A 23,559-nucleotide genomic window follows, 5' to 3' on the forward strand; every position below is an offset into this window, starting at 1 on the left:
TTTTTTAAAAGGAAGGGAAATTATGTTGAAGGTAGCTATTATAGGTAGTTGTGTTTCAAGAGATAATTTTAATAGTTGTTTTATAGAAAACTATAAAAAATATTATAGTTGTGTTGTTCATCAAAACCAAATGTCTATCATATCATTAATGGCTGATCCAATTGCTTTTGATTATGAAAAACTAGACAATTTGAAACCTTTTGATAAGAGACAATTCGAGACAGAGTTAGATAAAAGCATATTAGATACTTTAATTATTAATGAGCCAGATTATCTTATTTTAGACTTTTATGCTGATGTATTTTATGGTATTAGAGAGTTAGAAGGTAGTACTATTACTAATAAACGGTGGCTCTTTAGTAAGACGACTTTGTATAAGACTTTTAAAGAAGGAGAACCTTTGAGTTTATTAGAAGACTTTACACACTATTTCGAGCGATGGAAAGAATCAATAAAAAATCTTTTTGATTTTTTAAATCAAAATTTACCTAACTGTAAAGTGGTTGTTAATAAAGCAAGATTTTCAGATGTTTATTATGATGAAATATCCGGTTCTTATAAATATCTTAGCAAGACTACAAAAGTAAAACAGATTAATACTTCTCTGTATAATGAAATTTGGGATAGACTAGATAATTATGTTATAAAAAATCATGACGTACAATTCATCGATTACGAAGATAAATATTATTTATTAGATCCTATGCACAAATGGGGATTATTTTATTTACATTATGTTAATGAATTTTATTTGGACTTTACCAGTAAATTCCTATCAATTATAACGAACGATTTTAGGAATATACTTGATGATCCAAGGATAAAAATCAAAAAAAATAAAGAAAATAACTTAATCAAGAATCCAACATTTTCTTTAGGCAAGAGCAACTGGTCATTTTGGCAGAATGAATTCGAAATAAAAGATCCTGATTCTGACAAACTAGAGTACAACGTTTTAAGTATTTCAAAAAGAAGGTTAGTAAAAGACGAGAATAACCAAGTATGGTCGAATGCAATTGAAATTAATGCTGATGGTCACAAAGAATTTGAATTATCTTTTGATATTAAGGTTTCTGATATTAATTTAATCGATAGTTATAAGTGTATTTTTTCTATAAGGATGTTTGACTCTTCGGAAAAATATTTGCAAACAGATGCAGTTTGGTTCAGAAATGTTAAGACAACTGATATACAAGACTTGTGTAATAACAAATGGCTTAGGTATACACTAAAATTCAGACCTGAAAAAGGTAAATATATCAAGGTTGGACCTTATTTACCTAGAAATGGACATGCTTGTTGGAGAGACATTAAACTTTTAAGGAAATTTTAGGTTAATAGAATTTTGAAAACAGTACAAACAGTTCTTCCTTTAAATTCACGTTAAATTTGCTTATAATTTACTGGCCCGGTATGTTTTTTTCGACTAACTAAATTTAGAGAGGAATTTATCTAATGCAGTAAATGAAAAAAAGCTCAACATCTGTTAAAATAAGACCGGTGCTTTCAAATTTCTTTAACCGAAAGATCCAAAAAACATTTAAGTCTAAGGAAGATAAACAATGAATGCATTAGTAAAAATCGTAAAAGAGCAAGTGACATCATTTCCTTTAATTTTGCGCTTGGCTTCGTATGAGACAAAGTCTCAGTATCAGATGAATTATCTTGGTGTATTATGGCAGTTTCTAAACCCACTCATTCAAATGCTGGCGTACTGGTTTGTATTTGGCATGGGGATCCGCAACAGTAAGCCGGTCGTAACCGGTATCGGCGAAGTGCCTTTTATTGTTTGGATGCTGGCTGGTTTGATTCCTTGGTTTTTTATTAGTCCGACGATTCTTGATGGATCAAACAGTGTATTTAAACGGATCAATATGGTTGCGAAAATGAATTTTCCAATTAGTTCGCTTCCATCTGTTGTGATTGCATCAAATTTATTTAGTTATTTTGTGATGATGGGTATTTATGTTATAGTCCTTTTAGCAAGCGGTGTGTATCCCGACTTGCATTGGATACAATATTTTTATTATTTTATTTGCATGATTGTATTTATGTTTGCGTTTAGCTTGTTTAACTCTACAATCAGTGTGCTTGTCAGAGACTATCAATTTTTTCTGCAAGCGGTAACCAGATTACTGTTCTTTTTGCTTCCGGTTTTCTGGAATATCACAGAGCAACTTGGGAAGAATTATCCTGGTCTTCTTCCTGTGATTAAATTAAACCCGATTTATTATCTTATAGAAGGGTTCCGGAACAGCTTCTTAGATGGCAAATGGTTCTTCCAAGACATGAAATACACGCTGTATTTCTGGCTGTTCACATTCCTTTTATTGTTAGTAGGTTCTATCCTGCATATGAAATTCAGAGACAAGTTTGTTGACTTTCTTTAATACGTAAGGAGATTGTACGATGAAACTAAAAGTTTCGTTTCGAAATGTTTCAAAGCAATATCATTTGTATAAAAAACAATCGGACAAGATTAAAGGATTGTTTTTTCCGGCTAAGGATAATGGTTTTTTTGCTGTGCGGAATGTCTCCTTTGACGTGTATGAGGGAGAGACAATCGGCTTTGTAGGGATAAACGGGTCAGGGAAATCGACCATGTCTAACCTGCTGGCTAAAATTATTCCGCCGACCAGCGGTGAAATTGAAATGAACGGCCAGCCGTCGCTGATTGCGATTGCTGCCGGTTTAAATAACCAATTGACGGGCCGGGACAATGTCCGGCTTAAGTGTTTGATGATGGGGTTAACCAATAAAGAAATTGATGATATGTACGACAGTATCGTGGAATTTGCCGAGATTGGCGATTTTATTAATCAGCCGGTTAAAAACTATTCCAGCGGTATGAAATCGCGTCTCGGTTTCGCGATTTCCGTGCATATTGACCCTGACATTTTAATTATTGATGAAGCGCTCTCCGTAGGGGACCAAACGTTTTATCAGAAGTGTGTAGACAGAATTAATGAGTTTAAAAAGCAAGGAAAAACCATTTTCTTTGTCAGCCACTCCATCGGCCAGATTGAAAAGATGTGTGACCGCGTCGCTTGGATGCACTACGGCGAGCTTCGGATGTTTGATGAAACAAAAACGGTTGTCAAAGAGTACAAAGCGTTTATTGACTGGTTTAATAAGCTGTCGAAAAAAGAAAAAGAGACATATAAAAAAGAGCAAACGGAAGAGCGGAAGAAAGAAGATCCTGAAGCTTTTGCCCGTTTCCGGCAAAAGAAGAAAAAGCCTAAATCACTGGCTAATGCTGTTCAAATTGCTATTTTGTCTATCCTGACGGTTTTTACTGCAGGAACAATGTTCTTTAATGCCCCGCTTCGTACAATTGCTTCGCTTGGCGCTATTCCGCAAAATGAAGTGAAGAACCATGAGGGCAGTGTGAAAACTAAGGCAAAAGATAGCTTAACGACTGTCAATAAGCAAGGCTTTATTGATGTTGAAAAAGCAGTTGTCTATAAAGATCAAGGTTTAAAGCATAAGGCTGACGTTACGCTTCAATTTGGTACAAAGGTGCCGGTTAGCGCTAAAAGTAAACAAATTGCTAAAATTAAGTTTGACGGAAAATCCTTTTATGTTAGCCAGAAGGATGTTGAGACTAACTTAAAGGAGACAGAGTTGCAGATTTCTGCTTTTACACCTTATATCCAGCAAACTGCAGCAGATTCCTATGAATATTTTTTGACGTTTCTTGGAGAAAGCAGTGTCACTATTCATTCTAAAATGAAAGGCTTTACTGAAAGTGATACAGCTGACGGCAGAAAAACGTTGGATTTTGATTATGAAAAAATCAGCTATGTGCTGGAGGATGATAAAGCATCAGAGCTTATCTTTTACAACATTTCTCCCGTTACCCCGGCATCACTATCTTTAAGTGAAACCGATGTATTGTATGACAGCAGCGAGAATCGTTTTCTTGTGAATACAGCTGATAGGGTTTTTGCAGTTGATAATGAAGAGCATACGCTAACCTTGATGACGAAATAAGAAAAGGCTATTGGATGAATGTCCAATAGCCCTGTTGTTTAGATTTCCTCTTTGTTCAATAAACCTTCCATAAATGGGACGAGCTGATCGCGAAGCTCTTTATCCTGCATCGCAAACTCAAGAGTTGTTGTGATAAAGCCAAGCTTTTCACCAACATCATAACGCTTGCCTTCAAAATCGTAAGCAAACACTCTTTGAATTTCATTTAACTTTTGAATAGCGTCTGTCAGCTGAATTTCTCCACCAGCGCCAACCTGCTGCTCTTCTAAATACATGAAGATTTCAGGTGTGAATACATAACGGCCTAAGATGGCAAGATTAGAAGGAGCCGTTCCTTTAGGGGGCTTCTCAACGAAGTTTTTCACCTGGTAACGGCGGCCATCACTAGTCAGTGGGTCGATTATGCCGTAGCGGTGTGTTTCTTCTTCAGGCACTTGCTGAACACCGATAATGGAAGAAAGTGTTCTTTCGTATTCATCCATTAACTGGCGCAATCCTGGCTTTTCAGCCTGGACAATATCGTCTCCAAGCAGAACCGCAAAAGGCTCATCGCCAATAAAGTTGCGTGCGCACCAGACAGCGTGCCCGAGTCCCTTAGGCTCTTTTTGGCGGATATAATGGATGTCAGCCAGGTTAGAGGCTTTTTTCACTTTTTCAAGGAGTTCAACTTTCCCTTTTTCTTCTAAGTTTCTTTCAAGTTCAGGAGAGTAATCAAAATGATCCTCAATCGCACGTTTGCTTTTTCCTGTTACAATAATAATATCCTCAATACCAGATTCAACAGCTTCTTCAATTATGTATTGAATGGTTGGCTTGTCAACGATAGGAAGCATTTCTTTCGGCATTGCTTTCGTAGCCGGCAAGAATCTTGTACCGAGACCAGCTGCAGGGATTATAGCCTTCCGTACTTTTTTCAATATAAGCACCTTCCTTTATCTTTAAAGATATAGTTTCAAATCCATTCTCTACATTTAGTACCCTAAAATAAATTTGATAAACACAGTTAATGATATAGGAAAAACCAATATTAAACAAGGGTAAATTCATAGACTTTATGATCAGAAAAGTGAAGGAAAATACCATAAATAAATGTTTATTTAGCGATAGATATCGATAAACACTTTTAATTATATTTTAATATCAACCAAAAGCGTGTGGACTCTAGATTATAGCTAGAGCCATATAAGCAAAAATGTTATAATGTAGTTCTGAAAATGTGACTGTACGAATTTTTTCGAAAGGTAAAAAATAGATGATGACGATGAAGGTTTCTACCCCAAAATTAGCATATGTTTGTTCAAGACTGCAGGCTGCAAAAAAGTTTAGTATTAATACAATCGATTGGAATTATCCAATGGAAATTGTCACTTTTAATCATGAGCCTAATGGGCCTTCTTCTTTTAAAGATGCTGCTGTTATCAATATGTACAGCTACTTTAAAGGATATGAACCTCAGAAAGATAAAATTAAGCATCCGATTGAACAAGAAGGTTTAACATATATTCAAGAACCGAACAAGCCCATTTACCGCTATTACCATAATGGGCGTTATATCAAATACCAAAGGTTTACAGCATCAGGAGAACTTGCTGTTATTGATTACTTTAATGAAAACAGGCAAAGGTTTAAAAGAGAAGAATACGATTCATCCGGCTATGTACACAGTTTAATGTACATGAATCTGGAGACTAACAAACCGAAGCAGCATCTTTACTTAAGAGCAGATGGCACCTGTTATATGACCAAATGGTATAAGAATGATGAAACAACTGAAAAAATTGTCATTTTTGACGAAAAAGAGAATATAGTCAATGTATTGTATTCAGAAAATGAACTTTCCTATTATTTTCTAAGCCGCTTGATAAATAAGACGGAATATTTATTTTTAACATCAGAATTCGAGATATATAAAACACTGAAGTCTCTTTCGGTTAAATGTTCATCCATGTACTTAGGTTTTATAGAGACGAATGAGCTGTTAGACAATCCTGAAAAGGAAATAGGCCACCTTGATGCGTTCGTGGTCCCTTCATTGAAGAGATATCATGACACGATTGAAAAAACGGGACCTCGCACAAATATTTACTATGTTTCTGAAGAGCCATTTACCCGCAAACGTTTTGTAGACAAACTAATTGATCAGGTGCCTTTTAATAATCACTTGAAAGATATGGATGTTGAGCTGTTAACGGCAGAATGGCAATCAAAATCCGACTTATATTTGTCAGCCAAGGTCGAGTTTAAAGGCGACGTTCCGACCCATTCTGTAGGCCGTCACAAAATGTATTGGAAATTAAAAAATAAGAAGAGCGGTACTGAAATTACATATAACGCAAAAGTAAGCAGTGAGGAAGAGCTGATGTTTACTGTAAGCGGTACTCTCTATGTTCATTCTGTATTAGATCAGCTGTCCATGATTGAATTGTATCTCTGTTCAGAGTGGGATAATAGCTTCTTTGCATCGAGTGTACGAGTCACCGATCCAAAGGAAATTCCATCATCTGAACAAAGTATTTTGGGCTGGCAAATTACTTTGGCAGTAGAAAATAATTATTTGCATGTTCATACAGCCGAGGGACTTAGGAGAAAATTAATGAAACGGCTGTTTGCAAAAAAATAGAAGAAAAAGCTTTACCAGAAGAAGGAGCTTGAAGATGAGAAGGATCTTTTCACTAATATATGAAATAGACATTGAAAAAGGCGGCATTACAAGCTCGATGATGTCAAGATCTTTTACATTTGCGGAGCGCGGCCATAAAATCGATTTGGTCACACTTGATTATAAAGAGAATTATGATCAGATAGAGAAAGAACTGAAGAACGCAGGAAGACTGCATGCTGATGTAAATATCCTCAATATTTATGATGACTATAAAAATCAGCATAAGCATATAAAAGTCGGAAATGCACAACAAAGTTATTATGAACAAAATCGTAATCGCTTTGAAGAACCATATGCCGTTTTTCATAACGAAGAAAAATTAGAAACGGAATACTTCAAGAATGGTTTATATATAAAAAAGAAAAAGTGGGATGAGTCGAATAACCTTTTATATGTGGATCATTTCAATGAAAATATGCAGCTGACAAAGCGGGAATTCTTTTCTGGCGCTTATGTAAATAAAACTGTGTTTTTCGATACGAGAAGCGGAAAAATCAATCAAATTCACTACACAGCACCGGACGGCTTTTGTTATTTAACAGAATGGCACCATTTTAATACAGGAGCCAGTCAGGGAGTTATGCTGTTTGAACGAGATGAAAAGGAAGCTGTATTTTTCAAAAACAAGCACACATTTCATACACATTGGCTTGAAAAGCTATGTGAAAAAGAAAAAGACCCTATTATTATCTGTGATGGGGTCGGAAGTGCTTCAAAAGTAAATGAAATGCGTGAAGGATTGGCAAAACGATTTTACTGTGTTCATTCAAACCATTTAGATTATCCATACACATTAGGCAGCAAAGTTCGGAAAAATCATCAATACGCGATGGAACATATTAAAGATTATGACGGGCTGATCGTATTAACGAATGAACAAAAAGAAGATATCATGAAGGATTTCGAATCGAACAATAATATTTTTGTTATTCCCCATGCTCCAAGAAGGCTTGAAAAATTACAAACGTATGAAAAAAAGAAAAACGAATTTGTCATGGTGGCCAGATATCATGAGGAAAAAGGGATCGATAAGGTCATAAAAGCAATGGAAATCGTAAAAAAATCGCGTCCTGAGGTTGTCCTTAATATTTATGGCAGCGGCCCTGGCCACGAGGAATACCAGCAATTGATTGATGATCTTCAGCTGGATAATGTACATTTAAAAGGTTATATTGCAAATCCTGCTCCATTTTATCAGCAGGCGCTTGCTACATTATTAACATCAAAATTTGAGGGGTTCAGTCTTGCCATTTGTGAATCGTTTTCGTGCGCAACCCCTGTTATCAGTTTTGATGTGAAATACAGCCCAAGAGAGCTCATAAAAGAACACGAAACGGGAATGCTTGTAGAACCTGATGATATTGAAATGCTTGCTGAGAGTATCATTTATTTGTACGACAACCCAGACAAAGCCATTCAATATGGAAAGAATGCAAAGAATTTAATGGATACACAATATAGTGAAGACCGATTGTTTGAAAGATGGGAAGAAGTATTTGAAATGACGAAATAGTGCATTTCTATACCATTTTTGTTCATTATATGAGCTTTGTGAAGAAATAGAAGCGGATAAGGATAGAGGTGTAATGTTGAAAATTACTGCAGCAGTACCCACATACAACTCAGAACATTTTATCTCCCGCTGCCTGGATAGTCTGGTTCAACAAACCATGCCGAATAATGAGTATGAAATTATTTGTGTAGATGATTGTTCTCAGGATGGCACGGTTTCAATATTGAAAAAATACAGTGAACAGTATTCTAATATAACGGTTATTGAACGAAAGGAAAACTCGGGGGGGCCAGGAGAACCAAGAAACCAAGCCATACGCGCGGCCAGCGGTGAATACATTTTTTTTATTGATTCCGATGATTATTTAGGAATTGAAGCGTTTGAGAGAATGTATCAATTTGCAAAACAGCACGATTCAGATATTGTGCTTGGAAAAATGGTCGGTGTAAATGGCAGATCGGTTCCGCAAGCTATTTTTAAAGAAACAAAACCTGAGGCGGATCTTGTTAAATCTCCGCTTGTCTATTCAATTGGCCCGACAAAACTTTTTAAAGTTTCACTGCTTAGAAATCATGACATATATTTCCCTTCCAATATACAGGCCACAGAGGATCAGGTATTTGTCATGAAAGCTTATTTAGAAGCGGACAAAATTTCTGTCTTGGCCGACTATGATTATTACTACGCTGTACAGCATGACGGCGAGCATATGACATTTGCTTATGTTGCGCCTCAAAGCTACTACGGTGCAATGAAGGTAATCATAGATATGATTTGTGAGAGCCGTCTTTCTCATACCGGCAAAATGAAGTTTATGGCGAAGTTTATAAATCGCCATTTTGATTTTTCCAGAACAACGGACTTTACCGTAACGATCGAGAGTGAGCAGGAACAGCAATTATGGATGACAGAGCTGCATCATTTTGTTGAACAAAATATTCCGCAGGAAATTGATAAGCTTGTTCATTCCCATACGCGGTTAAAATTATATTTTGTACGTCAGAATGACTTAAAGGGCTTGAAGCAGTTTGAAGCTGATAAAGAAAATATGACTCAATTTACGTCTGTTGAAAATGGTCATATCATAGCAAACTATCCCAGCCTTATGCCGTATCAGTTAACAGAGAATGAACGGATTATTGATGACAGAAATAAAATCAGTCATTACGTGAGCAAATTTCAAATGAAGAACGATACTTTTTCATTAAAAGGATCGGTTACCCACACGGCTTTACAACCAGAGCAACAAGCTATGCAAACTTTATTAGGCATTTGGGTGCATCGCGAAAGAAAAACTGAAAAAATCATTTCTCCGGTATATTCTAAGGACGGAGAATTTGAATTTCTCACGAAGTTTACTGATTTGGCTGTTCATGAAGAAGATATTGGTGTTTGGGACTTCTTTATTGAATCGGAGATAGACGGGTATAAAAAACGCGCCCGAATTGGCAGCAGCAGAGAACCGTATCCTTATTCAAAACATGCTAAATATATTGGGAATAACGGGAAATACGCTTTTAGCGCAAGGCCATACTTTACAAAAACATACGGTAATCTGTCTGTGGATATAAGAAAGCAAGAAGTTTTGAAAGTGGAATTTAAAAATAATGATTCAGATTTAACGTTCGTATTTCCTGGAAGCCAATTGTTCTTTCCGAAGCAATCCTTATTATTGCTGGAATGCAATAATCAAGAGTTTTTAATCCCAATAAAAAATCAAATCAGTTCTGTTGATGGGACAGTGATACAGGTTGACCGGAATCTAGTTGAACAAAAGTTTGCCCCGGCTCACTTGAAAAACATGAATATCGTTTTATCAATAAATTCATACAAAACGACATTGGTTCCAAAAAAGGATGTCAGCGTGTACTTTTGCAGTAAAAATATTGAAAAAAAGCTGTGGTGCTTTAAAATAAAGAAGAAAGTAGACCTATTTATACAATCAGACCAATCAAAATTCTATCTAACAGCCCGTTAAACAAAGAAACCAGGTGACAAATATGAAAAAACTAAAAGTCATGACCGTCTTTGGGACCAGGCCTGAGGCGATCAAGATGGCACCGCTTGTGCTGGAATTGAAAAAATATCCTGAAATAGATTCCTATGTGACGGTCACTGCCCAGCACAGACAAATGCTAGATCAGGTTCTAGATGCATTTCACATTAAGCCTGATTTTGATTTGAACATAATGAAGGAGCGGCAGACGCTGGCAGAGATTACATCCAACGCACTTGTGAAATTGGATGAGCTGTTTAAAGATATTAAACCCGATATTGTGCTTGTCCATGGTGATACAACGACGACGTTTGCCGGAAGCCTAGCTGCTTTTTATCATCAAATTGCTGTCGGCCATGTGGAGGCCGGGCTCCGTACAGGGAATAAGTATTCCCCGTTTCCGGAAGAGCTCAACCGCCAGATGACCGGGGCAATTGCTGATTTGCATTTTGCGCCGACAGGCCAGGCGAAAGACAATTTATTAAAAGAAAATAAAAAGGCTGACTCTATTTTTGTGACAGGCAATACAGCGATTGATGCACTCCGCACAACGGTGAGGGAAGGCTATTCTCATCCTGTCCTCGATCAGGTAGGTGAGGATAAAATGATTCTGCTGACCGCGCACCGTCGGGAAAATCTGGGTGAGCCAATGGAAAACATGTTCAAGGCTATCCGAAGAATTGTTGAGGAATTTAACGATGTACAGGTCGTTTACCCTGTGCACCTGAATCCTGTTGTCCGGGAAGCGGCTCAGAAGCATTTTGGTGATTCTGACAGAGTGCATCTGATTGAACCTTTAGAAGTCATTGATTTCCATAACTTTGCGGCAAAATCGCATTTTATTTTGACAGATTCGGGCGGCGTGCAGGAGGAAGCGCCTTCTCTCGGGAAACCGGTGCTTGTGCTGCGCGATACGACGGAACGCCCTGAAGGAGTGGAAGCAGGAACGCTGAAACTTGCAGGGACGGTTGAGGAAAACATTTATCAGTTGGCAAAACAGCTGTTAACTGATGATGATGAGTACAAGAAAATGTCCTACGCTTCTAATCCGTATGGCGATGGAGAGGCTTCCCGACGAATTGTGGAAGAATTGCTGTTTCACTACGGGTTTCGGAAAGAACATCCAGATTCATTTACAGGCAAATAAAAAAGAAGCTTTGCACACTGTGCGAAGCTTCTTTTTGTTTTAATTTTCGAGGCTTTCCTTCAGCTCTTTTGTGATATCTGAAAGGGCGCTTTCATCTGCTTGATAGTAGTAAATTCCGTTGATTTTCGTGCCAGTACCTTTCAATTCATGCTGTTTGATATTTTTACGAGCGCCTTTGTAGTCGGATTGAATATCCCACATGTCATCGAAGGTCAAATTCGTTTTCACATTTTTTTCAACGACTTTAAACATATCTCCAAATTTCGTGATGGAAGAAATATTTGCGCCTTTATTAATGATTCCTTCGATCACTTGGCGCTGGCGGTCCTGACGGCCAAAATCGCCTCTTGGATCTTCTTTTCTCATCCGGGTATAGGCGAGCGCCTCTTTTCCGTTCAGCGTGATTTCTCCTTTGCCGAACGAATAACCGTCATAGCTGAACGCGAATGTGCTGTTTACTGTGACGCCGCCAAGTGTATCAACAACGTCTCTAAAGCTTTCCATGTTCACTTTTACAAAATAATCAACCGGAACATCGAGGAAGTTCTCAACCGTGTCAACCGTCATCTGCGTACCGCCGAATGCATATGAATGGTTGATTTTATCCATTGTGCCTTTCCCGATAATTTTTTGTATATGTGTCACGCGGAATGCTGACCATGTCTAAGTAGTATGCATAGCCGCCAGTTCCACTTACAAACGCCACAATGGCTAATTTAAAATATACCTTTCAATTTTTCAGCTCTCATAATAAATTTTCTCGACTTTTTTGTAATCAAGTGCAATCAATTATAAATTTCTTAATACTTGAAAATGACTAAAAATTTTCTAATTCATCACAGTAGACGGGTACAAATATTTCGGTATTTTAAAAAAATCCGCAAAAATTTTTCGTTGTTTTGAAAGAAATCTTAAAATAAGCTTAAAATTGTCGATAAAAAGTGGAGAGGTGATATAGGAATGAAAAAATTTGCTATTTTAATGTTCTCAATGCTGCTTCTTTTGTCTGCGTGCGGGACAACTGAGAACTCATCAGGTTCAGAAACAAATTCAGGTAGCCAGGATGCGGCTGCTGAAGAGACTGTAACGAAGGAAGGAACATTTGCCGGTTTGGCGGACAGCCATACGATTGCAGTCACTATTGATGGTACAGAGACTTCGATTCAGGTTGGTTCAGACCTTCAGGACAAAATGAACAGCATTTCAGAAGGACAAAAAGTTGTGGTCAAATATACAAAGGATTCAAATGGTGTCTTAATGCTTAAGGATCTTGAGACAAAGTAATAAAAACTTCTTAGGGGGTTCCATATTTTGAAAAAAATGAAGCTCTTGCTTCTATCATCAGTCACTGCGGCAGCTTTAGCATGCCCATCGTTTATGCAGTCTGCGAAAGCCGCTGATAAAACCATTTCTGTTAAGCTGAGTAATTATGTAGGCAGCAAATCAAGCTTGGATGTCGATATCACAGGCGGTTATGAAATTCCCGGCTCAAGAATTGCGGATACAGAGCGATATGGGGGAGCAACCCGTTTTGATGTTGCCAATAATGTAGCTTCAGCCGGATGGACAAATCCAACGACTGTGGTCGTTGTGAATCGAGACGCTTTTGCAGATGCGCTCTCAGCAACACCGCTTGCCAAAAAGTACGATGCACCGATTCTATTAACAGACTCAGATTCGCTAACACCAAAAACAGAAAGCGAAATTGCAAAACTAAATCCTGACAATATTCTTATCATTGGCGGGACAATCAGTATCTCTAAAAATGTAGAAAATACATTAAAAAAATACGGTTCTATCGATCGGATTGGCGGAGCAACCCGTTACGAAGTTTCTAAAAACATAGCCGATCGAATGGGGAATTACAGCCAGGCAGTAGTGGCTACGGGCATGGTCTTTACAGATGCCCTGTCAATCGCGCCATATGCTGCAATGAACGGTTATCCGATTTTACTTGCGGGAGACAATAACATCCGCAGCGATTACAAAATTCCGAGCAACGTAACAATAGTCGGCGGTCCGTTGAGTGTCAGCACTGGCGTGGAAGCAACTTTAGAAAAGCAGGCGACTGTGAAACGGATTGGCGGGGTTTCCCGGTATGAGGTATCTGCCAATATCGTAAAAGAATTAAATATGAAAGCAACAAAGGTATTCATGTCAAACGGTCAAACCTTTGCGGACGCATTGACGGGGTCTGTGCTTGCCGCGAAGCAAGGCAGTCCTTTACTGCTAGTTGAACCCGGCAGCCTGCCGTCACCAGTCGCTGATGTAGTTGCAACAAAAGGAACTCAGTCATTTGCGCTGCTTGGAGGAAGCATCTCCATCAGCGATACGCTAAAGAACAAACTGGCAGATACTTTTGCAGGAACTGGCTTTACAGTCAAGTTATCCGGCGGAAATCTAGTGCTTTATAAAAACAGCACTGCCATCAAGACGCTTGGAACTTCTTTCACAGCAAATCCTAAAAAATATGCAACGACAAATTCTATCAGTCTGAATGGAACGCCATATCTCGGAAACATGAAATTTACGATTGAGTCAGGCAAATACGTTCGTCCGATCAATGTGGATATCCCTTTTGAAGATTATTTAAAGGGTGTTGTACCTCATGAGATGCCGGCGAGCTGGCAGAAAGAAGCGCTTAAAGCTCAAGCTGTCGCTGCCAGAACTTATTCCATCACCTCGGCCGGAAAAGAAGTACAAGACACCACCGCTTTTCAGGTATATGGCGGATATGACTGGAATTCGAAAACTTCAGAAGTAGTAGAAGCTACAAAAGGAAAAGTTTTGAAACACAATGGCAATTTGATTTCGGCTACGTATTCCTCAAGTAACGGCGGCTACACAGAAGCGAGCGGCGAGGTGTGGAGCAGCCAGCTTCCTTATTTAATCGCCAAAAAAGATACGTACGACCCGCAAATCAGCTGGTCTCTGTCTTTAAACAAAACCCAGCTTGATAAAAGCAGTCTGAATCTGAAAAGCCCGGGATCCTGGTGGAGCACTAAAAATGAAACGAACTCAGCCTATTTGAGCGGTTTGAAAAGCTGGTTTATTAAAAATAAATATAGCAGTGCCGAGTCTATCAAAATCACGAACATATCCAGTGTGAAATTCAGCACGGAGAAAACTGCCGGTCAGCGGCCGGAAACAGCAAGTGTAACATTCTCATATTTCGTGAAAGAAAAATCAAATGGCTACATTCTTTCAAATGGAAGCCTGAGTGAAAAAACAGCAACAATTTCTGTACCAACTACAGAGCTGAGAACAATGCTTGGAGCTTCGAATATGAAGAGTACATATGCGTCTGTCTCAAGCAATACAAACGCCTTTATCATCAGCGGCAAAGGATACGGACATGGCATAGGCATGAGCCAGTACGGAGCCAATGCCAGAGCTGCTGCCGGACAATCCTATACAACGATCTTAAGTTTTTACTATCCAGGAACGACTCTATCAAGCTATTAAAAGATTGATAGCAGTCCAGGGAGGCGTATGCCTCCTTCGTTCGTTATTTGATGTACGAATCATAATCAATCTTTGGAGGGACTATCTTTGCGGATCTTTCTTAAAAGCATACCGATGCTGATATTAGGAGTCGTGTTATTTGTACCAAATGTGTTTGCGGCCAACTCTGTTACAAGGCTGGATGGAGCAAGCAGATATGAGGTTGCTGTAAATGTTTCAAAACAAGGATGGAGCAGTGCGAGCACGGTTGTTGTGGCGAACGGAACAGCATATGCCGATGTATTAACGGCTGCTCCTCTGGCTTATAAATACAATGCTCCGATACTATTAACGGAATCATCTAAACTGACTACACCGACGAAAAACAGAATCAGCCAGCTTAAACCGAGCAAGGTCATCGTCATTGGCGGATCGATCAGTGTGTCTAACAATGTTGTAAGTGAAATTAAAAATTTGGGTGTTTCCACAGTGGAACGAATCGGCGGAAGAAGCCGTTACGAAGTTGCTCAAAATATTTCTAAAAAATTGTCTTCAAATTCAAAAGCAGTAATCGCAAATGGAACGGCATATGCTGACAGTCTGGCAATCGGTTCTTATGCTGCACGTAATGGCATTCCCATTCTTCTGACGACTGCAGGCTCCATTCCTGAACCAACGAAAAATGCGATGAGCAGCAAAGGAACAACATCGACTATTGTGGTCGGGGGAGAAATCAGTGTCTCAAAAAGTGTTTACAGCCAGCTTCCTTCACCAACAAGAATCGGCGGAAACAGCCGTTTCGAAGTGGCTGCAAACATAGCGAAAAAATATTATTCTTCATCAAAAGCCGCTTTTGTCAGCAATGGCTATCAATATGCGGATGCTCTAGCGGGTTCCGTTCTGGCGGCTAAACAAAATCGTCCAATGCTATTTACGGATGCCGGCTCACTGCCGACTGCCACAAGAGCAGTCATCGGTTCAAACAGCAAGAATACGTTCACTGTACTCGGGGGTACTATCTCTGTTACAACTAATGTCGTCAACCAGCTGAAAAATGTAATTGTAGGCAAAAAGGTATTTGTGGATGCCGGACACGGGGGCTATGACAGCGGTGCCGTCGGTAACGGATTAAAGGAGAAAGACGTTAATCTTGCCGTAGCAAAGATTGTAAACAGCAAACTCTCTGCAGGCGGAGCGATTCCGGTTATGGCCAGATCTACAGATGTTTTTTTAGAGCTTTCTGAACGGGTTGCCAAAGCTAAAAGCAATAATGCAAACCTGTTCGTGAGTATTCATGCCAATTCAGCGAGTCCTGCTGCAACCGGTACTGAAACATACTATTATACAAAGTATGAGGCAGATAACAGCAAACGGCTTGCGACAGAAATACAAAACAGACTCTATAAAGCACTCAATACTCAAAACCGAGGCGTGAAAATCGGGAATTTCCATGTTATCAGAGAATCAACAATGCCAAGCAGTTTAGTGGAGCTGGCATTCATATCAAATGTGAACGACGCAAGTAAACTAAAGAGTGCTTTGTACCAAGAAAAAGCAGCTCAAGCAATATATGAAGGAATCATTGGTTATTATTAGGAAAATTTGTATACATTGATAGCGGCTTGCCGGCAGAACCCATCAGGAATTGCCGGCAAGCTTTTTTATACGATAAAATGAGAAAAATTTTAAAGGTATACTAAATGCTATGTAAAAGTTTAACAAAATTTAAGGTTAGGCCTATTCTTATTAACAGATGTATTTGATATAATTATTAGGCAAAAATATAACCGATCCATTAGGGTAGTGAGGTAATCGATGAAAATAAGCATTGTTATCCCTGTATATAATTCAGAAGATCTTATTTCCGAATGTCTTGACAGCTTAGTTAATCAAACGATGCCAAAAGAGGATTATGAGATTATATGTGTTGATGATAAATCTACGGATTCATCTTTAGACATTTTGAATCAATATAAAAAGAAATATGAAAATGTTGTTGTTATTGAAAGAACAGTAAATTCAGGCGGTCCAGGTGCTCCGCGGAATGATGCTATAAAAATTGCCAAGGGTGAATACATTCTATTTGTTGATTCCGATGATTATTTAGGAAATGAAGCATTATTGAGATGGTATAATTTCTCAAAGGAGAATCAATCTGATATTACTTTGGGGAAATTAAAAGGGGTAAACGGCAGAGGCGTTCCGAAATCAATGTTTAATGAAACAAACTCCGATGTTGATTTGGTAGATTCTAGAATTGTTTTTAGTCTGGGACCTACAAAATTATATAAGACATCACTTTTAAAAGAGAATCAGATAACTTTTCCTACTCATATAAAGGCAGCAGAGGATCAAGTCTTTACGATGAAGGCATATTTGAAAGCAAAGAAGATATCTGTTTTAGCTGACTATGATTATTACTATGCTGTCAAACGAGACGGAGATCATATGAGTAGCGCTTATGTTTCTCCGGATAATTTTTATGAGGCAATGGAAGATATTATTCGTGCAATTAGAGCCAGTGACCTTGAAGAAGACAGAAAAATTAAGCTGATGGCAGTATTTTTAAATAGGCATTTTGATTTTTCTCGGACCAGAAATGTCACCATTAAAATAAAAAAAGAAGAAGTAAGAGCAGAGTGGTTTCAATACCTGTCATCATTTATTCGAACAGTGCCTGAAGAGGTGGATCAATTTGTACTTCCGCATATTAAATTAAGGCTGCTGTTTATTCGAAATAATGATTTGCAAGGATTAACCCAATATGAACGAGAGGAGCAGGACATTAAAAAGTTCTGTACTGTGCATAATGGGAATTTAATTGCACGTTATCCAAGCTTAGAGGGGTATCCCATCTCTGAAGAATTGTTAAAGGTAAATTATAAAAACAAGCTTGAACATCATTTGCAGAATATTGAATTCAGAGATCGCTGCCTCAGGATTGAGGGAACGATTAAACACAAATTAGCGGATGATGAAACAAATTGTAATCAGTCGCTAACAGGAGTGTTTGTTCATCGCAATACGAAAGCAGAAAAATATATTTCTCCAGTCTCATTTGAAAATTCTACGTTTACATTTGAGTGTAAGTTTGGTGAATTAGCATCTGCTGAAGAAGACTTAGGCGTTTGGGATTTCTTTATTGAATCATCAATAGATGGCTATAAACTAAGGGGAAGAATCGGAAACAAACGAGCCCCGTACAAATATTCAACCAAGACGATGTATTTAGGACATAATGCTTTATTTATCTTCAGCGCTAGACCATATTTTACAATGAACTATGATAATCTTTCGATTGATATCAAGAAACATGCATATACAGCAGCTGAACTTTCCTATCAGACAGAATCAAAAGATTTATCATTTGTTTTTAAAGATAAGCAAATCTGTTTGCCAAATCATTCAAAAATCATTGTGAATACTGGACAGTCTGAAATTTCATTACCAGTAAAACGTATTGATTTAGAGCCTAATTGCACAAAATTGACGGTAAACGTGCAGAGTTTGCTTGAACAGCTAGCTCATGTAAAGAAAGAGCGATTAATTCAATTTGCGATAAACACTTCTCAAAATAAAATCAGTGCAAAAGTAGATAACCAAGCAATTATCCTAGACACAAAAAGCGTGGAACGAAAATCCATGTTATTCTTCAATAAAATGGTTGAAGTTCAGTACAAGCTGCTAACCTCTAAATCAAAATTTTATTTTCAATATTAAATGCTTCGCAGCGAAAAGAGACAAATCTGCAAAATGGTTTGTCTCTTTTTTTATACAATATGCTTAATTTTTAAAAAAAGTGTCTAAAACAATAAAAAGTTTACGATTAAATGTCAGAAAAAATAACAAATTCACACTTCTTAACATACCATTTACATCCAATTAACATCCGTCTGCTAAACTGACTGGCATAGGTCATCATAACATCCCAAACAAATCGTGAGGTGTGTGTCAGTGAGTGCAGAGAAAAGCATGAATGTGAGTCGTGAATTCTCAGTCCAGCAAATACATTCATTTACATTATCTGAAAAGACGGCTCGTTATTTGGCAGTAAAACGCGTAATGGATATTTGGTTTGCGCTCATTGGATTGGCGATTGCGCTGCCAATGATTGCGGTATTTTCAATATTGATTTGTTTGGAGACGCCGGGGCCTGCCATATATACGCAGGAACGCGTAGGGAAAGGCGGGAAACCATTTAAGCTTTATAAGCTTCGTTCCATGAAAATAGATGCCGAGAAGTCCGGTGCTGTTTGGGCGCAGAAGCAAGATCCGCGGGTGACGAGGATCGGAGCTTTTATCAGAAGAACGAGAATTGATGAGCTTCCTCAGCTATTTAATGTGCTGAAAGGCGATATGAGTATGATTGGCCCTCGTCCGGAACGTCCTGTGTTTACGGAAAAATTCCAGAATGAGATTCCAGGCTTTACACAGCGTCTGGCTGTTAAACCGGGATTGAGCGGCTGGGCTCAGGTGAACGGCGGTTACGATATGACGCCGAAGGAAAAGCTGATATTTGATTTATATTACATTCGCAATCTGACTTTCACTTTGGAATTAAAAATTATGTTAAAAACTTGTAAAGTAGTCTGGACAGGTGATGGTGCAAGATAAAACTGAATGCCTGCATTCACCATCAATCTGAGCTTAAAAAGAAGTAGGGAATATGATGCCAAGTATTACTAAACAAATCTTGAGCGGTGCAAAGTGGACAAGTATTTCAACCATGTGTATTACAATCATACAAATCGTTCAGTTTGCACTGCTAGGAAATATGATGACCTTAACGGAATTTGGACTCGTCGGCATGATCACAACGGTTACAGTTTTCGCCCAGATTGTGCTTGATATGGGTTTTGGCGCAGCGTTAATTCAGAGAGATGATGCGACGGAGCGCCAGATGTCAACATTATATTGGCTTAACATTATGACCGGCGTTTTGCTGTTTGTTCTTTTATATGTGAGCAGTCCCGTCATTGCGGGATTTTATCAAAGGGAAGAGCTGGTGTTTCTGATTCGGATTTTAGCGATTATGTTTTTGATCGCGCCAATCGGACAGCAGTATCAGTATATGCTGCAAAAGCAGCTGCATTTTAATACGTTAAGCAAAATTGAGATTTTTTCAAATGTATTGTCATTCGGATATTTAGCTGTAGCGGTTTTTATGATGGATGCAATTTTGGCGTACGTCATTTCTCAAGTGCTGCTGCAGTCCAGTAAAGGGATTTTATATTGGGCCGTATACCGGAAAAAATGGCACCCCGCTTTTGTTTTTGACTTGAGGGGAATGAAGGCGTTCTTTTCCTTTGGAGCCTTTCAGCTTTCATCCCGCCTTGTGAATAGGCTGGGAGCGAATATCGATATGATATTGATCGGCCGTTTTATTGGTGCTGAAGCATTGGGGATTTATAACCTTGCTTACCAGATTGTCACCATTCCGGTTTTGAAGATCAATCCGATCGTGACACGCGTGGCATTCCCTGTTTTCGCAAAAAATAAATATGAAAACAGCGTGATCAGAGAAGGCTTTCTGAATATGACAAAAATGCTGGCGCTTGTTTCGTTTCCGCTGTTAATCGGGCTCGTGTCTGTGTCAGACGCCTTTATCGCAGCAGTTTTCGGAGAAAAATGGCTTGCGGCTGTTCCAGTCCTAAATGTTCTGGCCATTGTCGGGATACTCAGAGTGCTCATGAATCCAAATGGATCTGTGCTTCTTGCTAAAGGAAGAGCGGACTTAGCGTTTTATTGGGATTCCGGTGTACTGCTGCTGTACGGATTGTCATTATTTGCAGCCGTTCAAACGGGAAGTCTGCTGACAGTCGCATGGGTATACGCCATCATTAGCGTTTTCAATTTCCTGATCGGACGCTGGCTGCTGGCTTATGTCATCAAACTTAACCTTTCAGCTTATTTCCAGTCGATTATCAAGCCGTTTCTGCTCACAGCCGTGATGGCCATCATCGCGTTTGGTGTAAGCCTAGGTACGGAACACTTCAGTCTGCAGGCAGAAATGCGGCTGGCCATTTCAGTGGCGGCCGGGGCGCTATGCTATCTCTTTCTTTTAGTAAAAGCGTACCCTCAAACGAAAAGCAAACTACTAAGAAAAGGGCGTTTGTCATGAAGATTTTGTGGATCACAAGCGTATATCCGAGCAGCCTGAAACCCGGTGAGGGTGTGTTTCATGAGACACAGGTGCAAGAGCTGCAAAAGCTCGGGCTTGATATCACCGTCATATGCCCAAGGCCTTTTCACTCTGCGCCTGTCCGCATGCTGAAAAAGGCATATCGAAAAAAGGATGCCAGACCGGAGTATGAGATTAGGAAGGGGATACCGGTTTACCGGCCTTTCTATCGAGCAGTTCCCGGCCAGCTGAAGTGGGCGCAGCCTCACCGAAGAATCGCATCATCTGTTTTAAAAACAATGAAACAGCACGACTTACATCCGGATCTAATTCATGCGCATTTTGCCATGCCATCGGGCGGGGCTGCGGCAGTCGTGTCGGAGTCAGAGCGAATTCCTTATGTTCTGACCTTGCACGGAAGTGATGTGAATGTCTATCCGCATTACAGCAAAGGGGCGTTTAAAGCCTTCAATCGTGCGGTAGGTTCTGCGTCAGCCGTTTTAGCAGTCAGCGACAAGCTCCAGGAAGAAACCAAAAAGCTATCTGGCTTTGAAAGCTCGGTTTTGCCGATAGGCATACAGCTCAGCCGCTTTCAGGAGAATAAGCAGACAAAAGAAGAAATCAGAGAAAAACTCGGGCTCCCGCTCGGTCAGCGTCTGGCCGTCTATGTGGGCCGGCTCGTCAGGGAGAAAGGCATTTTTGAACTGTCTGAAGCCATCGAATCGTTGAAGGAACCTCCTAAGGCAGTCTTTGTCGGGGATGGTCCGGCAAAATCAATGCTGACCCAGAAAGGACATATCGTCACAGGCCAAGTGCCGAATCATAAGGTAAGAGACTATTTGCTTGCGGCAGACATGTTCGTGCTTCCTTCTTACAGTGAGGGGATGCCGACTGTCGTGATTGAGGCGCTGGCGCTAAGGGTTCCTGTCATCAGTACAGATGTTGGCGGTGTGGCATCGTTATTCGGAAAGCATCGGCATCTGTTGATTCAACCGAAATCGGCTCAAGCCTTGGCGGAGGCGATCGCTCTGTACGAACATGAGCAAATTTGGAAACCAGAAGTAGCAGATGATTTGTATGAAATCGTGCAGGCTCAATTTGACGCCGGAAAAAATGCCAAGGCCTTGCATCATCAGTATCAGACGGTCATGAAAACGTCCGTTTAATCGTAAGAAACTGCGACCAATATAAATAGGAAGGTCATTTTACAGGAGAGGGATGAGCACTGTGAAAAAGATAGCTGTCATTGGAACAGGTTATGTAGGACTCGTGTCAGGCACTTGCTTTGCGGAGATTGGCAATAAAGTTGTTTGCTGTGATATCGATGAATCAAAAATCAGAAGTCTGAAAAATGGGGTAATCCCGATCTATGAGCCAGGGCTTGCAGACTTAGTTGAAAAAAATGTGCTGGATCAGCGTCTGTCCTTTACTAACGATATCCCGTCCGCCATTCGGGCGTCAGACATTATTTATATTGCAGTCGGAACGCCGATGTCCAAAACAGGTGAAGCAGATTTAACATACGTAAAAGCGGCAGCGAAAACAATTGGTGAGCACCTCAACGGCTATAAAGTGATCGTAAATAAAAGCACAGTCCCGGTCGGAACAGGAAAACTCGTTCAATCTATCGTTCAAAAAGCTTCAAAGGGAAGATTCTCGTTTGATGTTGTATCTAACCCTGAATTCCTTCGGGAGGGCTCAGCGATTCATGACACGATGAAGATGGAGCGTGCCGTGATTGGCTCAACAAGTCATAAAGCAGCTGCCATCATTGAGGATCTGCACCAGCCTTTCCATGCTCCTGTCATTAAAACAAACTTAGAAAGTGCAGAAATGATTAAATACGCCGCGAATGCGTTTCTGGCGACAAAGATTTCCTTTATCAACGATATCGCAAACATTTGTGAGCGAGTCGGCGCAGATGTTTCAAAAGTTGCTGATGGCGTGGGGCTTGACAGCCGTATCGGCAGAAAGTTTCTAAAAGCGGGTATTGGGTTTGGCGGCTCCTGTTTTCCTAAGGATACAACCGCACTGCTTCAAATCGCAAAATCGGCTGGCTATCCATTTAAGCTCATCGAAGCTGTCATTGAAACGAACGAAAAGCAGCGCGTTCATATTGTAGATAAACTCTTAACTGTTATGGGAAGCATCAAAGGAAGAACCATTTCCGTCCTCGGATTGGCCTTCAAGCCGAATACAAACGATGTGAGATCCGCTCCCGCTCTTGATATTATTCCGATGCTGCAACAGCTGGGCGCACATGTAAAAGCATACGATCCGATCGCTATTCCTGAAGCTTCAGCGATCCTTGGCGAACAGCTCGAGTATTACACAGATGTGTATGATGCGATTGAGGGCACAGATGCCTGCCTGATCTTAACGGACTGGCCGGAAGTCAAAGAAATGGAGCTTGTAAAGGTGAAAACCCTCTTAAAACAGCCAATCATCATCGACGGCAGAAATTTATTTTCACTTGAAGAGATGCAGGTAGCAGGATACATTTACCACTCTATTGGCCGTCCTGCTGTTCGGGGAACGGAACCTTCTGACAAGTATTTTCCGGGCTTGCCGCTCGAGGAGTTGGCTAAAGACTTTGGGAGCGTTAATTTATAAAAAGAAAAAAGTGTTACTTGGTTGAAGCTGCCGGCTGCTAGGCTCGGCCGCCGGCTCCTGAAACATCAGG

General features: G+C 39.7%; 16 protein-coding genes and 1 pseudogene. 15 read left to right on the forward strand and 2 right to left on the reverse strand.

Annotated features, from left to right (window positions below; genetic code table 11):
- The first annotated feature begins 22 nt into the window (after nucleotides 1-22).
- The 3 genes from AC0DBE_RS18980 (at nucleotide 23) to tagH (ending at nucleotide 3,993) form a co-directional block, all read left to right on the forward strand.
- The gene (locus AC0DBE_RS18980) at nucleotides 23-1,333 is read left to right on the forward strand and encodes a DUF6270 domain-containing protein (RefSeq protein WP_014115387.1); all 1,311 of its coding nucleotides are present in this window, start codon (nucleotides 23-25) and stop codon (nucleotides 1,331-1,333) included.
- A 229-nt stretch (nucleotides 1,334-1,562) separates the two neighbouring features.
- Complete coding sequence (gene tagG, locus AC0DBE_RS18985) at nucleotides 1,563-2,390, forward strand: teichoic acids export ABC transporter permease subunit TagG (protein ID WP_326198468.1); 828 nt, start codon at nucleotides 1,563-1,565, stop codon at nucleotides 2,388-2,390.
- A 19-nt stretch (nucleotides 2,391-2,409) separates the two neighbouring features.
- Nucleotides 2,410-3,993 (forward strand): teichoic acids export ABC transporter ATP-binding subunit TagH, encoded by a 1,584-nt coding sequence (tagH, locus tag AC0DBE_RS18990; RefSeq protein WP_472963334.1) that lies wholly within the window; start codon nucleotides 2,410-2,412, stop codon nucleotides 3,991-3,993.
- 38 nt (nucleotides 3,994-4,031) lie between these two features.
- Here the strand turns inward: tagH and galU are convergent, their stop codons facing one another.
- The gene (gene galU / locus AC0DBE_RS18995; RefSeq protein ID WP_326246957.1) at nucleotides 4,032-4,910 is read right to left on the reverse strand and encodes a UTP--glucose-1-phosphate uridylyltransferase GalU; all 879 of its coding nucleotides are present in this window, start codon (nucleotides 4,908-4,910) and stop codon (nucleotides 4,032-4,034) included.
- Between the two features lie 335 nt (nucleotides 4,911-5,245).
- Between galU and AC0DBE_RS19000 the strand changes: the two genes are divergently transcribed.
- The 4 genes from AC0DBE_RS19000 to wecB all read left to right on the forward strand — a co-directional run bounded on the left by AC0DBE_RS19000 (nucleotide 5,246) and on the right by wecB (nucleotide 11,311).
- Entirely contained in the window at nucleotides 5,246-6,613 is a 1,368-nt protein-coding gene (locus AC0DBE_RS19000; protein ID WP_072565361.1) for an alpha-glucosyltransferase N-terminal domain-containing protein, read from the forward strand.
- A gap of 34 nt (nucleotides 6,614-6,647) precedes the next feature.
- Complete coding sequence (locus AC0DBE_RS19005) at nucleotides 6,648-8,168, forward strand: glycosyltransferase (protein ID WP_472963337.1); 1,521 nt, start codon at nucleotides 6,648-6,650, stop codon at nucleotides 8,166-8,168.
- A gap of 73 nt (nucleotides 8,169-8,241) precedes the next feature.
- The gene (locus AC0DBE_RS19010; protein WP_472963340.1) at nucleotides 8,242-10,146 is read left to right on the forward strand and encodes a glycosyltransferase; all 1,905 of its coding nucleotides are present in this window, start codon (nucleotides 8,242-8,244) and stop codon (nucleotides 10,144-10,146) included.
- A gap of 22 nt (nucleotides 10,147-10,168) precedes the next feature.
- The gene (gene wecB / locus AC0DBE_RS19015; protein ID WP_472963342.1) at nucleotides 10,169-11,311 is read left to right on the forward strand and encodes a non-hydrolyzing UDP-N-acetylglucosamine 2-epimerase; all 1,143 of its coding nucleotides are present in this window, start codon (nucleotides 10,169-10,171) and stop codon (nucleotides 11,309-11,311) included.
- Between the two features lie 39 nt (nucleotides 11,312-11,350).
- On the opposite strand, the pseudogene tagU reads toward wecB, so the two are convergent.
- Nucleotides 11,351-11,975: pseudogene (tagU, locus tag AC0DBE_RS19020) on the reverse strand (polyisoprenyl-teichoic acid--peptidoglycan teichoic acid transferase TagU); the annotation flags it as partial.
- 296 nt (nucleotides 11,976-12,271) lie between these two features.
- Between tagU and AC0DBE_RS19025 the strand changes: the two are divergent.
- The 8 genes from AC0DBE_RS19025 to tuaD all read left to right on the forward strand — a co-directional run bounded on the left by AC0DBE_RS19025 (nucleotide 12,272) and on the right by tuaD (nucleotide 23,489).
- Nucleotides 12,272-12,595 carry a hypothetical protein gene (locus AC0DBE_RS19025; protein ID WP_242733798.1) on the forward strand — a complete coding sequence of 108 codons (324 nt, stop codon included), beginning with the start codon at nucleotides 12,272-12,274 and terminating at the stop codon, nucleotides 12,593-12,595.
- Between the two features lie 27 nt (nucleotides 12,596-12,622).
- A complete protein-coding gene (locus AC0DBE_RS19030) occupies nucleotides 12,623-14,776 on the forward strand; it encodes a SpoIID/LytB domain-containing protein (RefSeq protein WP_472963344.1) in 2,154 nt (717 codons plus the stop codon).
- 87 nt (nucleotides 14,777-14,863) lie between these two features.
- Entirely contained in the window at nucleotides 14,864-16,351 is a 1,488-nt protein-coding gene (locus AC0DBE_RS19035; RefSeq protein ID WP_072565356.1) for an N-acetylmuramoyl-L-alanine amidase, read from the forward strand.
- 219 nt (nucleotides 16,352-16,570) lie between these two features.
- A complete protein-coding gene (locus AC0DBE_RS19040) occupies nucleotides 16,571-18,475 on the forward strand; it encodes a glycosyltransferase family 2 protein (protein WP_014115375.1) in 1,905 nt (634 codons plus the stop codon).
- A gap of 234 nt (nucleotides 18,476-18,709) precedes the next feature.
- Entirely contained in the window at nucleotides 18,710-19,369 is a 660-nt protein-coding gene (locus AC0DBE_RS19045) for a sugar transferase (protein WP_014115374.1), read from the forward strand.
- Between the two features lie 55 nt (nucleotides 19,370-19,424).
- Nucleotides 19,425-20,876 carry a teichuronic acid biosynthesis protein TuaB gene (gene tuaB, locus AC0DBE_RS19050; RefSeq protein ID WP_041521199.1) on the forward strand — a complete coding sequence of 484 codons (1,452 nt, stop codon included), beginning with the start codon at nucleotides 19,425-19,427 and terminating at the stop codon, nucleotides 20,874-20,876.
- Complete coding sequence (gene tuaC, locus AC0DBE_RS19055; RefSeq protein WP_472963347.1) at nucleotides 20,873-22,042, forward strand: teichuronic acid biosynthesis protein TuaC; 1,170 nt, start codon at nucleotides 20,873-20,875, stop codon at nucleotides 22,040-22,042. The genes tuaB and tuaC overlap by 4 nt, the downstream gene beginning before the upstream one ends.
- 61 nt (nucleotides 22,043-22,103) lie before the next feature.
- Nucleotides 22,104-23,489 carry a UDP-glucose 6-dehydrogenase TuaD gene (gene tuaD, locus AC0DBE_RS19060; RefSeq protein ID WP_472963349.1) on the forward strand — a complete coding sequence of 462 codons (1,386 nt, stop codon included), beginning with the start codon at nucleotides 22,104-22,106 and terminating at the stop codon, nucleotides 23,487-23,489.
- The last annotated feature ends 70 nt before the right edge of the window (nucleotides 23,490-23,559 follow it).

It is taken from the genome of Bacillus sp. VA15, from assembly GCF_055721145.1.